The following is a 13424-nucleotide window of genomic DNA, read 5'->3' on the forward strand; positions in this document are numbered from 1 at the left end:
ATCTCCCTTTCCATCCCAGTATAGAAGACAGCGCTTTCATATCTCTATGGAACAATCTATAGATTCCTTCTCTCCTGTATAGAAAGTGGGAAGCCCGGGCTATTCCCGGGCTCGGAATTCCTGCGGCGTCACATGGAGCCGCTTCTTGAAGAAGCGGTTGAAATAACCCGCCGTCTCGAAGCCGACCTGGTCGGCGACTTCGTGAATCTTGCACGGCGTCGTGGCCAGCAGCTCCTTCGCTTTGTCGAGACGCGCCTCGGCGATGTATTCCGACAGGTTACCGCCCGTCTGCTGCTTGTAAAGCACGGACAAATACGCCGGATTCAAAAAGACGACCTCGGACAGACGCGTCAACGACAAGTCCCCTCCCAGGTTGGCGCGTATGTAATGCTGCAGCTTCGCGATCAGCTGCCGGGTGCGCTCCGTCTGCGCCGATTTGCGCCGCTCGCAGATCCCCGCGGCGGCATGAATCAGATGCTGCAGGGCGGCCTCCCTCGTCCGGTGAGCGGACAGATTCATCAAGGCGTCGATATCGGCGATGCCGGCATCCGTCTGGTCCGGACTGCCCTGCGTCATGTGGCTCAGCAGCACGCCGGCGATGCCGTAATAGACCAGCGCGTAATCCGCGTACCGGGCGGGCAGCGACAGGTAATGCCGCACGGCCGCTTCGAATTCCGCTTCGCTCCCTTCCTCCAGCAGTCGCTCCAGCTGCGAGCTCAGGATGCGCAGCGGCGGCAGCGGCAAGAGCCCCGTCGGTTGCTCGCTTTCCTCGCCCGGCTTCCAGAGCAGCAGCATGCGGTCCCCCGAGCCTAGGCCGATGAGCAGCTGCTTCTTCATGCTGTCGCAGACGCCCGGGAGCGAACCCCAGTCGACCGGCCGCACGGAGCAGATCAGCGAAACGTCGAGCTGCAGCAGCCGTCCGCAGGTTTGCTGGATCGACTCCATCGTGCCGTGCGCGAAGCCGGCCGCTTGCTGCCAATGCGCGGCCGAGAACGCGGTCGCGGACCCGGAGTCCGGAGCAGGATCGAAACACGCGCCGGAAAGGTCTGGCGCCTCACGCTCGTCGCGACCGGAAAAATGGTCCCCGAAATGGCAAAGACCTTCGCCGCGCGGCTGCAGCAAGCATACGAAATGAAGCCGGTCCAAGCTGGCGGAGAAGAACGCCAGCGAGGCGTAATACTCGGCCGCGATATTTTGCACCGCGTACAGCAGCAGCGTCCTGTCCCGATAATCCGCGGCCTCCGGCCAATCGATCCGGCCGATAAGCGGGATGACCGGCAGCTCGCCAAGCAGCGGAATCCGCAGCTCCGCCAGCTTGTCGTTCGTCCCGACCGGCGCCCGCAGCTCCAGCACCGACTGCAGCCAGTCGCGGTGAAGCTGGGGCAGCGCTTCGCTTAGGCGCCTTTGAGCCTGCAGCAGGAAGCCTTCGTTGGCCGATTCCGCGTCCAAGGCATCGATTGCCTTGCGGATGCTGCGCTCGATGGCCTCGTCGCCTTCGGTTTTCAGGATGTAATCGATGGAGCCGGTCCGGATGGCATGCTGCGCGGTCTCCAGCTGATGGATGCCGGTCAGGAAAATGATCTTGCACCGCGGCCATTGCGCGACGATTCGCTTCTGCAGCTCGAGTCCCGTCATGCCGGGCATGCGGACGTCGCTCAGCACGATGTCGATGCGGGTCCGCGACAGCCAGTCCAGCGCTTCCTCCGGGGAATAGGCCCGGTAGAGATCAAGCTCCAAGTCTTCGATTTCCTCGAGCATTTCGTATAATCCGTCCACCGTGAAGCGTTCGTCGTCAACGATCATTAAGCGGTACATGGCCGCCACCTTCCTCTCTCGGAATCGATATGTTGACCTTCAATCCCCGCTCCGCGCCGAGCTCGAGCTTCAGCCCGCCCCCGCCGTAACGGATGATGATGCGCCGGTGCACGTTCAGCAGTCCCGTGTGCTCGCTGGGCTCGGCCTTGTCCATCAGGCTCGCCTGAAGCTGGCGGAGCTTGTCCTCGTTCATGTCCTCGCCGTTGTCCTCGATGACGATGTCGATGGCGTTCTCGCGCTCGCGGAATTGCACGGCGATGAGCCCGCCCTTGCGTTTGTTCTCGAGGCCGTGGTTGTAGGCGTTCTCGATGATCGGCTGGACGATGAGCCGCGGGACGGGAAATCCCCGGATCGCTTCCGGCACGTCGTCGAACTCCACCGCAATGCGCTCGGAGAACCGGATGGACTGAATTTCCGCATACGTGCGGGCGTGTTGAATTTCGCTGGCCAGCGGCACTTCGTCGGAGCCGTCGCGCGTGATGTACTGAAAATACTCGCCGAGGTGCTTCGTGAAGTAAATGACGTTGTCGTGATCCCGCTGCTTCGCCATGCGATAGAGGATGAAATAGCTGTTATACAGAAAATGCGGGTTGATCTGCGACTGCAAATGCCGCAGCTCCGCGAGGCGCGCCCGGTACTGCTGCTCGTACACCTCGTGCACCAGCACGTCCAGCCGCCTCACCATGCCGTTGAACTGCCCGTAGAGATAACCGAATTCGTCCTGCAGCGGATAATGCACCTCCAGGTTGAACTGCCCCTGTTCGATGCGCCGGAAGGAGCGAACGAGCCGCTTCAGCGGCTGATGGATGATGAGGTAAATGCTGTACGAGAAGATTAGCACGAGAAAAACGGAGACCGCGGAGAGGACGTAGAACCAGAACCGGTACACCTGCAGCGACGCGTTCACTTTCGTCTCGGGCACGTACATGAGCAGGCTCATGTCGAGCTTGGAGGAATGGTTGGATACAAGCAGATACGGCTCGCCTTTCCAGCTCACGGACTGCAGCTGCTTCTCCGAAGCCTTCTCGCCCTCCCGCTGAAAATCGCGCACGAGCTCCTCGTCCACCGCCGTCTCGCCCCCCGTGATGAGAAAAGGCTGCTTGTTCCCGACAAGCGCCGTTCGCCCGCCTTCATTTGTAAACTCTTGGAGCGCCGACTCCAGCTTGCTTCGGGAGATCTCCACCGCCAGCAGAAACACCGGCTTCTGCGCGCCGGCGATCGCCGGATCGGGGTACGGGAGGCTGATGAAGATCCGGTCGCGCCATACGAGGAACGGCGCCTCGAACCGGTTGGTGGACTGGGTCAGGGCATCGAACTGGGCCTCGTCGAAGTCGCCGATCACGTTGTCGTTCGCGGATACGGTACGGTTCATTTCCGGAATGAAAGCGATTGCATTTTCAACGAACTTACTGGACTTCTTGAGCAGGTCGAGCCGGCTCTTGAGCCGCAGCTGCGCCTGCATTTTCTCGATTTCGTTCATCACTTCGGACGCGGACGTGAGCTTCATCAGGTCGTCGTCGTTGACGTATTCCTGCAGCTGCCGGATGACGCCGTCCAGGTCGAATTCCAGCATGTTCATGTACAGGGAGGTGCGGGAGACGAGCGAGTCGGTGATTTCCTTTTGCACGTGATCGGAGCCGACTTCGTTCATTCTCCAGCCGATGATGTAGAGCGGGGCGAGCGTTAGCAAGAAGGTGAGGACAAGCTTGGGCAGAATCGACAACGAAGCCAAACGTTTCAGGATGATCAGCGTGGACACCCCCGGCTTATGGATAACTTTCCCTCACTATAGCAAAAATAGGAGGTGAAATACATGGACCATCTTTCCAGCGGAGGGAGCGCGGACTGGCGGAATATCGGGATTGCGGAAGGGGGGCAATCGCCTTTATTTGGCGGTGGCGGATGGTTGCGAAACGTATGCGAGCGGTGTCGACTCGTTTCGTTCGTCGCTTCGGAGGGCTGGATATGTTGTCATGCAGACTGGTTAAGGTATAGCTAGAAGCGGATGAAGGTATAGCTAGAAGCGGATGTTCACTAACTAATAGTTAGCAGCTTGATTAATATTTGTTCCTGCTCCATAATATAAAGTACACTTTAATAGCACGTTATTGAAGATATGGACGCTGGTTTTTTGTGAGGCTTCGCCCGCAAAACTTGGCTTATGCTTTCGATGTAGTTTTGTTTTCTTGCCGGTATTCCGGGCTTCGAGGCTTCGCCCACAAAACTTGGCTTATGCTTTCGAAGTAGTTTTGCTAATCTTGCCGGTACTCCCGGCAGCGGCATAGCCGCAAAACTTGGAGGAGGTTTCATCATGCCACTTGAACGATCTGTTCCGCTTTCCGTCCTGGATCTTGCTTCCGTCGTAGAGGGCGGAACGCCCGCGGAGTCTTTCCGGCGTACGATGGAAATGGCGCAGCTGGCCGAGCGCCTGGGCTATAACCGTTACTGGCTCGCCGAGCATCATAACATGTCGGGCATCGCCAGCTCCGCCACGTCCGTGGTCATCGGCTACGTGGCCGGCGGCACGAAGCGGATCCGCGTCGGCTCCGGCGGCATCATGCTGCCGAATCATGCGCCGCTCGTCATCGCGGAGCAGTTCGGCACGCTGGAATCGATGTACCCCGGCCGGATCGACCTTGGCCTCGGCCGCGCGCCCGGCTCCGACCAGACGACCGCGCGGGCGCTGCGCCGCGACCTGTCGATGCAGGGACAGGAGTTCCCCGAGCTGCTCACCGAGCTGTGGGCGTTCTTCCACCCGCCGGCCGATCAATACCGGCCCGTTCGCGCGACGCCGGGCGAAGGCTTGAACGTGCCGATCTGGCTGCTCGGCTCCAGCGGCTTCAGCGCGAAGCTCGCCGGCGAGCTCGGCCTGCCGTTCTCGTTCGCCAGCCATTTCGCGCCGGAGTACCTGATGCAGGCGATCCATCTCTACCGCAGCAGCTTCCGGCCTTCGGAAGCTTTGTCGCAGCCGTACGTCATGGTCGGCGTCAATATCATCGCCGCCGACACCGACGAGGAAGCGAAGCGGCTGGCGACCTCGCAGCAGCTGCAGTTCCTCAGCCTGATTCGCGGCACGCCCGGCAAGCTGAAGCCGCCCGTCGACAATATGGATCAGCTGTGGCAGCCGCATGAACGCGAGGCGCTGCTTTCCAAATTCAACTTCGGCGCGATCGGCGGGAAGGCCGCCGTCGAAGCCCGCATGAACGAGATTCTCAAGGACACGATGGCCGACGAACTGATCGTCACTTCTCAGATTTACGATCACAAGGCACGTCTACGCTCCTTCGAAATCATCGCCGAAGCCGGCAATCTTCAATCCACCGTCTAAACGACGCAAAAGCACTCCTCCGACCGCGCTAACCTGTCGAAGGAGTGCTTTTTTCGTGATCTATCATCCAAGCTCATGCGCGGCTTTTCAACAAGCGCCGCGGCATCGCGCGAAGTATCGCGCCAAGAACAGCCGTAACGCGAAGCGACGGTCAAGGAAGCAGCAGCCGATCCAGGCCGATGGCGCTGATCAGCAGCCGCTCTTTTCGATTCCCAAGCAGCTGCTGGGTCCAGTTTACGTAACCTCCGTCGCCGATTAGAAGCTCTCTGCCCGCGATCGTCGTCTTGATCGTGAATTGCAGTCCCTCGTAATAGCGGTTGTCCGCATTCGCCATCCCCCATGTCAGCTTCACGCCGCAATTGCGCGCTTCGCCCTCCGCGATAATCCGAGCCGCCAGTCCTTCCGCGTCCCGGTGCCCGCCGCGCACGCTGAAGATCAGCTCGACGTCCGACCCGAATCGCTGGCGGAAGATCGCCCGGTAAATCTCGATCTGTTCCCAGAACGCCTGCTTCTCGAAGCCGTAGGAACCCGTGTCCAGCCCGGCGCTCACCATGCAAAACAAATGAAAATGCGGCAGCATGCCCGGAACGTCCCCGAAATATTGCGCGCGAACATGCCGATGCGTCGTGCACAGCCGCATCAAGCCGCTTCGCTTATGCGATTCGCCTTCTCCCCGCAATACCTCGCAGATATGCAGCGCGAGGAGATTAGTGGCATCGGATACCGCTTCCGTTCCCCTCAAGGCGGATATCACGTTGTTTTGATCGACCTTCGCCATCACCGAAGCCGTGCCGAGCGGCGCTACGGGCGATAGCTGGATCGGCGTCATGTCCCGCAGAGCCGCAATCTTGAGCACGTCGAGCTCCAGCTGCTTCAAGGCGATCGGATCGGCCTGAGCCGGATGAACGAAGCGGTTCTCCGTGTATCTCCTGAACAGATCCGCGGCCGACGAGGCTCCCGTTCGCTCGCGGAACACCTCCAGGAGCAGCGTGTTCAGATCGCTGCCCGACAGCTCTTCCGCCAGCATCCGCGCAAGATCCGGCTGATTCAAGCGGTTCAATATCCGGTTGAGATCTCCTCGATTCTCCAATCCCATCGTGCCGGCTCACCCTCCCGTCATCGATCCCCGAGCATGGACGCGCACTGAGCGAAGCTGTCCAGCGTCTCCGCCCTTTGCCGCCTCAGCTGTTCCGGCGACCATTTCGACGGCAGATCCGCCGATACCGCCAGCGCCGCAAGGTCCTTCTCGATCAGCAGCAGCATCCAGAGCGAGAACACTGCGGCAAAAAGGGCATACGCCCGTTTGAAGTCGGGCGGCAAAGCCGTGCCCCTTCGGGCCGATTCGTTCGCATAGAGCTCCAGCAGCCGCTCCCTGTCGGCGGCTTCCATCGCTTTCGGAAACACCGGGTGCGACAAATCCAGCAGATGATACAGATCCCAATAGGGGCTGTTGAGATGAACATGCTCCCAATCCAGCACCTTCAATTGCCCGTTCGCCAGGGCGTAATTGCCGAGATGCAGATCGCCGTGCGACAGCACCCGCGCGGACCAGCCCGATTCCCGCGGATCGAACGTTCCGCCGGTCTTCAGCGGGGCAAGGACCAGCTCCAACGACTCCACTCCGGCAGACACGGCCGACAAGGCCTTCCTCAGATCGGCCTCCCGGCTCAAAACGTCCCGCAGAAGCGCGTCTATCATCGGCTTCGGTCCAAGCAGCGGAGCATCCAGCAGCCCTTCCACGGGCAGCGCATGCCACTCCGCGATGCGCGGAATCAAGGCTTCCGCCGCGCTTACCTCGAAGTCATGCGAGAGCCGGCCCAAGTCCTCGAACAGGCACCAGCCGCCGCCTTCGCCCGCTTCATGTCCGGCGAGCCCAGCCGTCGCCGAAGCGCCTTGCCCGGCATTCTCATAACCGGCGACCGTAATGCCCGAATACGCCAGCAAGCGAGGATAGATCGGCGGAAATGCCGGCAGCACATGCGCGTACACCCAGGCTTCCCGTCCAAGCTGGCTGTCATTGGTCAGCGGCTTGAAGATCACGCGCTCCCCCGTGACAAGGAACAGCCGTTCCACGCGCTGCCCGTTCATGCCCGTATATAACGTCTCCCGTTCCGCGATCGCCGCTTCGTTCAGCGTGCCGTCCGGCTTCACCAACTCACTCATCCCAATCGTCCTCTCCCATAACTTCTGCCCGGGCCATGCACCGCCTTAAATGACGATCGGCGCCCCGCCGGCTTGCGGCGTGCCGTCCGTCTGCACGACGGACGTTTGAACGGCTTGGGAGGATACCGCGCCCTCTCCCGTTTGCAGCTGGTACATCTTATAATAACGCCCTTCCAGCGCCATCAGCTCGCGGTGATTGCCGCGTTCCACGATCTCGCCCCGATGCAGCACGAGGATCTGGTCGGCTTCGCGGATCGTCGACAAGCGGTGCGCGATGACGAGCGTCGTCCGTCCCGCGCTCACGACTTTGAGCGCCTGCTGGATCAAGCCCTCCGTCTCGCTGTCGATGCTCGCCGTCGCCTCGTCGAGAATGAGGATGGACGGATCGAACGCCAGCGCCCGGGCGAACGAGATCAGCTGCCGCTGCCCGGAGGACAAGGTGCTGCCCCGTTCCACGACCTGCTCGTCGTAGCCGCTCGGCAGCTGCTCGATGAACGTCGAGGCACCGACTTCGCGCAGCGCGCTCTTCACGCGGTCGAGCGTGATGTCTTTATTATAGAGGCTGACATTGAACTTGATGTCGCCCGCGAACAGGAACGGGTCCTGCAGCACGATGCCCATGTGCTTGCGGAGCGCCTGCTTCGAGAACGTCGCGATATTGCGGCCGTCGATGGAGATCTCGCCCAGCTGCGGTTCGTAGAAGCCGAGCAGCAGGTTCAGGACGGAGCTTTTTCCGGAGCCGGTATGGCCGACCAAAGCCACCGTCTCGCCTTTGCGCGCCTCGAACGAGATGCCCTTCAGGACGTTCTCACCTTCCTTGTAGGCGAACGTGACGTTGTCGAACTTCACGATGCCTTCCGGCCGCGCCGCGTCTTCCGCTTCTTCCACGTCCCGTCCTTCGATATCCATGATCGCGAACACCTTCTCGCCGGACACGAAGGCCCGCTGCGCGTTCATCAGCTGGTCGAAAATCCCGATGATCGGATTGAATATCCGGCCCAAATAATCGATGAAGGCGTAAAACACGCCGAACGATATCGAGGCCGCGGTCAGCGACTCGTTGCCGAAATACCAGATCACCATCGCGGTCAACAGTCCGCCGATCGTGCCCACGATATTCCGCGAGGAGAGCGAGAAGACCCGGAACTGCTTCACTTGATTGGCGTACCGGTCATGATTGAGGGTCTCGAACTCGGCGATGGTCACTTTCTCCCGGCGGAACGCCTGGATAATCGGCATGACGTTGATCGTCTCGTTGAACATGGCGTTCATGTCGCTCAGCCGCGCGCGCATGATCGTAATGTAGATTTTCGAATATTTCAAATGAACATACATGATGCCGACGAAAATCGGCGGCAGCAGCAACGTAATCAGCGCCAGCCGGGCATCCAGAATGAACAGCGCCACGTAGATGCCGGTCAGCTGCACGAAACTGACGACGAACGTCGCCATGAAGCTCATGAACAGGTCGCGGATCGCCTCCGTGTCGTTCGCGATCCGCGAAACGACCTGGCCGATCGGCGTATTGTCGAAGTACCGCACCGGAATGCGGGAGATATGCTTCATCAGGTCCATCCGCATGTTCTTGATGATGCGCAGCGCCGTGGATTGCAGCATGTAAGACTGCGTGAAATTGCAGACGCTGGCGGTCAGCAGCAGCCCCATGTACAAGGCCAGCAGCCGCAAGACGGCGGCGATGTCGTTTTCACCGGACGACAGGTGCCGGTCGATGATGATTTTCGCGATGTACGGACCGCCGAGCTCGGAGACGACGGCGCAGCACAATATGAGTATCGCCGCGATAATGCGGTATTTGTAGACGAGCGCATAGCTTGCCAGCCTGCGCGTCGTGGATGGCTTCATCGTGCACGTCCTCCTGACGTATCGCCGCGATGGGCGTTTATTCGGATTCTTCCAGTCCCGCTTCCATTTGCTGCCGGTCCCACTGTTTGCGGTACCAGCCGCCGAAATGCATCAGCTCTTCGTGGGTGCCCTCTTCCAGGACGCGCCCTTCGTCGAGCACGAGAATCCAATCGGCGTGGCTGACGGCGGAGAGGCGATGCGTCGTGATCAGAGTGGTCTTTCCCGCGCGCTCCCGCCGAATATGCTGCAGGATGCGGGCTTCGGTGCGGGCGTCGACGGCCGACAGCGAGTCGTCCATCGCCAGGATCTCCGCGTCCATCAGCAGCGCCCGCGCGATCGCGAGCCGCTGCTTCTGGCCGCCGGAGAGCATGACGCCGTTCTCGCCGACGATCGTGCCCATGCCCTCGGGCATGATCGCGATGTCCGAAGCGAAGGACGCCATCTCCACCGCCTTGGCGATTTCCGCGTCCGTCGCGTTCGGCTTCCCGAGCGCGATGTTGTCGCGAATCGACTTGGACAGCAGGAGATGCTCCTGCGGCACGTAGGCGACCCACTGCTTCGCGCGGTCGAGGGCGATCGCCTCCACGGGCACGCCCGAGACGAACAGCTGCTCCTCGCCGAGCGGATACTGCCGCAGCAGCTGCTTCAACAGCGTGCTCTTCCCGCTTCCCGTGCGGCCGACGACGCCCAGCGTTCCCCCGCGCTCCAGCTTGAACGAGATGTCCTTCAGGCTCGGATGATCGGCTGTCGGATACGTGAACGAGAGCCCGCGCATCTCGATGCTTGTCGGCACGTCGACCTGGACCGGATGCTCGGGATCGGTCAAATCCGGCTGCTGCAGGAACGACTTCTCCACGCGGTCGGCGGACGCGTTGCCGCGCTGGAGCACGTTGATGAACTCCCCGAAGGAAATCATCGGCCAGATGAGCATGCCCAAATAAATATTGAAGCTGATCAGCTGCCCCAGCGTAATCTCGTGATGAAACACCAAATAAGACCCGTAGCCGATGCCGATCGTATAGCTGACGCCGACGATCAACGAAATAATCGGCTGGAAGAGCGCGTTCAGCAACGACACTTCGCGGTTGCGGTCCATGACGTCGGTCGTCACGCCGTCGAATGCCGCGAGGTCGCGATTCTCCTGCACGTAGGACCGCAGGACGCGGATGCCGGAGATGGACTCCAGCGCGTGATCGTTCATTTTGCCGAACGCGTTCTGGGCCGCGAGGAAGCGGACCCTTACCTTCCCGCCGAGGAAGCTGATGACGACCGCCAGCAGCGGCAACGGGATAAGCGCCGCCAGCATGAGCCTGTAATCGATCAGCGAGATCATCGTGACGATGACGACGGTCGCGCCGACCAGCGTGTTGACGAGCGTCATGACGCCGTAGCCGGCCGTGTTGCCGATGGCCAGAATGTCGTTGGTCGCGAGCGCCATGAGCTGCCCCGTGCTGTTGCGCTGGAAGAAGCCCGGCGTCATCCGCGTCAGGTGCGCCATGAAGCGTCCCCGAAGCAGTTTCTCGAGCAGCACGGAATTGCCGAACAGCGTCGTGATCCAGATATAGACGAGCACGTACATGCCGAGCGCGAGTCCCACCAGCAGCAGGACGGTGCCGCTCAGTTCCGAAGCGGTCAGATTGCCTTTCTGGATATTGTCGATGGTGTTGCCGATCATCTTCGGCGGAATCGTCTGAAGCAAATTGACCCCCGCCATCAAGCCGATGGCAAGCGCGTAATAGATCCATCTTGTTTTGAAAAACCATTGCAGCCGCATAACGAACGACATGCCGATTCCCTCCGTTTCTACTGCCCACGCGGGCTTGTTTGGTTGCCGTCGGAACGACGTCCGTCAGCCGTTCATGCGGTCAAGTCGCTATGTATGCCGTTCGCTAACTTAAACGGATTCATGGGGCGGCGAGTCGGGCTCGAACTTGTATTCGTCGAGATCGACGGCCCCCGCCGGATTGACGTACACGCCTTCCTCTTCCAGCAGCGCGCGCTGCAGAAACCGGCCCTCGTCGCTGCCGATGGCAATCTCGCCCTTGGCGTTGATGACGCGGTGCCAGGGCAGAGCGTGCTTGTCGCTCATGGAATGGAGAATCCGCACGACCTGCCTGGCGGCGCGCGGGCTGCCCGCCTGCGCGGCGATTTGCCCGTAGGTCATGACTTGCCCCGGCGGAATGCCCAGGATAACCTTCAATACGTCTGCTGTAAAAGGCGTCACGGCCCTATCCTTCCTTTCGAACTCCGGTCTCGCGAAAAGCCGATTCCAGATTTCTTCCTATTATAGCGTACTTCCCCGGTTCGCGCCGCAATTTATGCGAAAATATGTTCGTAATGTTTTCGGCCGAACCGCTTGGATTCCGACCGCGCACCGGGCAAGAAAATGAAAAAACCCGACGCTCCTGGATACGTCGGGTGGCATGGCTATTATAATGCGAAGCTAAGCGATCCTCAAGGCGGCGCGGATCATGACGGCCTTAATTGCCCGTAAAGCGCCAGATCAAGCCGTTGTTGTGCAGTTGGTACAGATGCGTGCCGCCGGCCGCGATGGATTTGCTGGCCGGGTTGTTGTCGAGATCCTGCCAGCCGGTATGCGGCACGCCCGTATAACGCCAGATCCGGCCGTTCTGATGGATCTGATACAGCCGGCCGCCGGCCGCCGCGATCGCTTTCGTGGCCGGGTTGTTGTCGATTTCCTGCCAGCCCGTATGCGGCACGCCCGTATAACGCCAGATCCGGCCGTTGTTGTGCAGCTGATAGAGGTTCTCCCCGTCCGCCACGATCGCTACCGTCGCCGGATTGTTGTCGATTTCCTGCCAGCCCGTATGCGGCACGCCCGTGTAGCGCCAGATCCGGCCGTTGGCATGCAGCTGGTAGAGGTGATTCGGCGAAGCCGCGATGGCCTTCGTCGCCGAATTATTGTCCAGCTCCTGCCAGCCCGTATGCGGCACGCCCGTATAGCGCCAGATCCGGCCGTTGACATGCAGCTGGTACAGCTCGTTGCCGGCCGCCGTGATCGACGCCGTCGCCGGGTTGTTGTCGATTTCCTGCCAGCCCGTATGCGGCACGCCCGTGTAACGCCAGATCCGGCCGTTGTTGTGCAGCTGGTACAGATGGCCCGCCGACACCGTAATCGCCCGCGTCGCCGGATTATTGTCCAGCTCCTGCCAGCCGGTGATCGGCACGCCCGTATACGTCCATATCCGGCCGCTGCCATGGAGCTGATAGAGGCTGTCTCCATCCGCCGCGATCGCCGTCGTCGCCGGGTTTTTGTCGATATTTTGCCACTGGCCGTATCTCCTGCCGTAGATGCTCTGGATGCCGTCGATGTCGTCCTGCTGCAAAAACCGCTGCAAGCCATGGTACGTCGGGAACATGAGCGCGTTCGCGACCGTGGAATGGTCAAGGCCGAGCGAATGGCCGAATTCATGCGCCATGACGGACACGAGATCGAAGCCGCCGGAACCGTTCACCGTCCATGTCTCCGCTTCGTCGAAATGCGCGTCGCCCGCGATGTCGCCGCCGTTCGGAGGCGGATAGAACGCATGCGCGAGCACGTGCCCTGCCCCGTCGAACGGCGTGCCGTCGCCATGATCGCCCGACACGAAGCGGATCAGAATGTCGGCGCTGCCCGTCACTTCCGTGAATGTCAGCGGCACCACTTCCGCCCACACCGCGAAAGCCTGCTGCACCGCGGTACGCACTTCGTTCTGCGTCAGATCCGGCGTGAAGTTCATGATCCGGTACGTAATATTCGCGTGGTCCCATTTATTGCCCTGCGCGACAAAGTCGCTTACGCCCGCGGTTTGCGGATGATCCGGAAATCCGCAGCGCGGCTTGCCCATCTCCTCGGCGGTACGCTCGTCGAGCACGCCGGTTACCGGCAGCGCGTGGAACTGCTGGTAGCTGCGTACCGCTTCCTCCGTGGCCTCGTCGAAGACGCCGATCGGCGCAGTAGGCGCGCTCGGGTTTTGGATCCGCTTGAAGCCGTCGTCGCGCGATTCCACCTGCAAATAACCGAACCGGTGAAGGAACGTCTGCAGCTGCGCGACCTGCTCCCCTTGAGCCAGTCGTTTCAAACCGATCATTGCGGGCGAAGCAAAAACCTGATTGTCTTTCGGCATCCTTTTTCATCTCCCAATCTCCGAATGGAAATCCTTCTGACTGGCGATCCATGCAAGGAGCTCTGACTTCGTCCGCAGGCATTCGTGCTACCTCGACCAGCATAGCCCACGTTCGCTGTCGAAGTCTC

The 13424-nt window shown here is 60.7% G+C and carries 9 protein-coding genes; 1 reads left to right on the forward strand and 8 read right to left on the reverse strand.

Annotation, left to right across the window (positions count from 1 at the left end):
• Positions 1-99: 99 nt before the first annotated feature.
• Positions 100-1815: a response regulator gene (locus tag GT019_RS09385; protein ID WP_161742888.1), complete on the reverse strand. Its 1716-nt coding sequence runs from the start codon at positions 1813-1815 to the stop codon at positions 100-102.
• Positions 1793-3574 (reverse strand): sensor histidine kinase, encoded by a 1782-nt coding sequence (locus GT019_RS09390; RefSeq protein WP_161742889.1) that lies wholly within the window; start codon positions 3572-3574, stop codon positions 1793-1795. Before GT019_RS09390 ends, GT019_RS09385 begins: the two co-directional genes overlap by 23 nt.
• 552 nt (positions 3575-4126) lie before the next feature.
• Here GT019_RS09390 and GT019_RS09395 point away from each other — a divergent pair.
• Positions 4127-5143 (forward strand): LLM class flavin-dependent oxidoreductase, encoded by a 1017-nt coding sequence (locus GT019_RS09395; RefSeq protein ID WP_161742890.1) that lies wholly within the window; start codon positions 4127-4129, stop codon positions 5141-5143.
• 151 nt (positions 5144-5294) lie between these two features.
• Here the strand turns inward: GT019_RS09395 and GT019_RS09400 are convergent, their stop codons facing one another.
• The 6 genes from GT019_RS09400 to GT019_RS09425 form a co-directional block, all read right to left on the reverse strand.
• Positions 5295-6239, reverse strand: a complete 945-nt coding sequence (locus GT019_RS09400) for a hypothetical protein (protein ID WP_161742891.1) — start codon at positions 6237-6239, stop codon at positions 5295-5297.
• Positions 6240-6259: 20 nt separating this feature from the next.
• Entirely contained in the window at positions 6260-7306 is a 1047-nt protein-coding gene (locus GT019_RS09405) for a phosphotransferase family protein (RefSeq protein WP_161742892.1), read from the reverse strand.
• Positions 7307-7351: 45 nt separating this feature from the next.
• Positions 7352-9169 (reverse strand): ABC transporter ATP-binding protein, encoded by a 1818-nt coding sequence (locus tag GT019_RS09410; RefSeq protein ID WP_161742893.1) that lies wholly within the window; start codon positions 9167-9169, stop codon positions 7352-7354.
• A gap of 37 nt (positions 9170-9206) precedes the next feature.
• Positions 9207-10955 (reverse strand): ABC transporter ATP-binding protein, encoded by a 1749-nt coding sequence (locus GT019_RS09415; protein WP_161742894.1) that lies wholly within the window; start codon positions 10953-10955, stop codon positions 9207-9209.
• A 108-nt stretch (positions 10956-11063) separates the two neighbouring features.
• Positions 11064-11393, reverse strand: a complete 330-nt coding sequence (locus tag GT019_RS09420) for an MGMT family protein (RefSeq protein ID WP_161742895.1) — start codon at positions 11391-11393, stop codon at positions 11064-11066.
• A gap of 256 nt (positions 11394-11649) precedes the next feature.
• The gene (locus tag GT019_RS09425) at positions 11650-13296 is read right to left on the reverse strand and encodes a matrixin family metalloprotease (RefSeq protein WP_161742896.1); all 1647 of its coding nucleotides are present in this window, start codon (positions 13294-13296) and stop codon (positions 11650-11652) included.
• Positions 13297-13424 lie beyond the last annotated feature (128 nt).

Source organism: Paenibacillus glycinis (genome assembly GCF_009909185.1).
GTDB classification, from domain to species: Bacteria; Bacillota; Bacilli; order Paenibacillales; family Paenibacillaceae; genus Paenibacillus_Z; species Paenibacillus_Z glycinis.

Bases quoted from the DNA above. Each gene is read 5' to 3' on its own strand.
- GT019_RS09400 (WP_161742891.1), bottom strand. From the start codon at position 6,239: ATGGGATTGGAGAATCGAGGAGATCTCAACCGGATATTGAACCGCTTG.
- GT019_RS09410 (WP_161742893.1), bottom strand. From the start codon at position 9,169: ATGAAGCCATCCACGACGCGCAGGCTGGCAAGCTATGCGCTCGTCTAC.
- GT019_RS09415 (WP_161742894.1), bottom strand. From the start codon at position 10,955: ATGTCGTTCGTTATGCGGCTGCAATGGTTTTTCAAAACAAGATGGATC.
- GT019_RS09405 (WP_161742892.1), bottom strand. From the start codon at position 7,306: ATGAGTGAGTTGGTGAAGCCGGACGGCACGCTGAACGAAGCGGCGATC.
- GT019_RS09425 (WP_161742896.1), bottom strand. From the start codon at position 13,296: ATGCCGAAAGACAATCAGGTTTTTGCTTCGCCCGCAATGATCGGTTTG.
- GT019_RS09385 (WP_161742888.1), bottom strand. From the start codon at position 1,815: ATGTACCGCTTAATGATCGTTGACGACGAACGCTTCACGGTGGACGGA.
- GT019_RS09395 (WP_161742890.1), top strand. From the start codon at position 4,127: ATGCCACTTGAACGATCTGTTCCGCTTTCCGTCCTGGATCTTGCTTCC.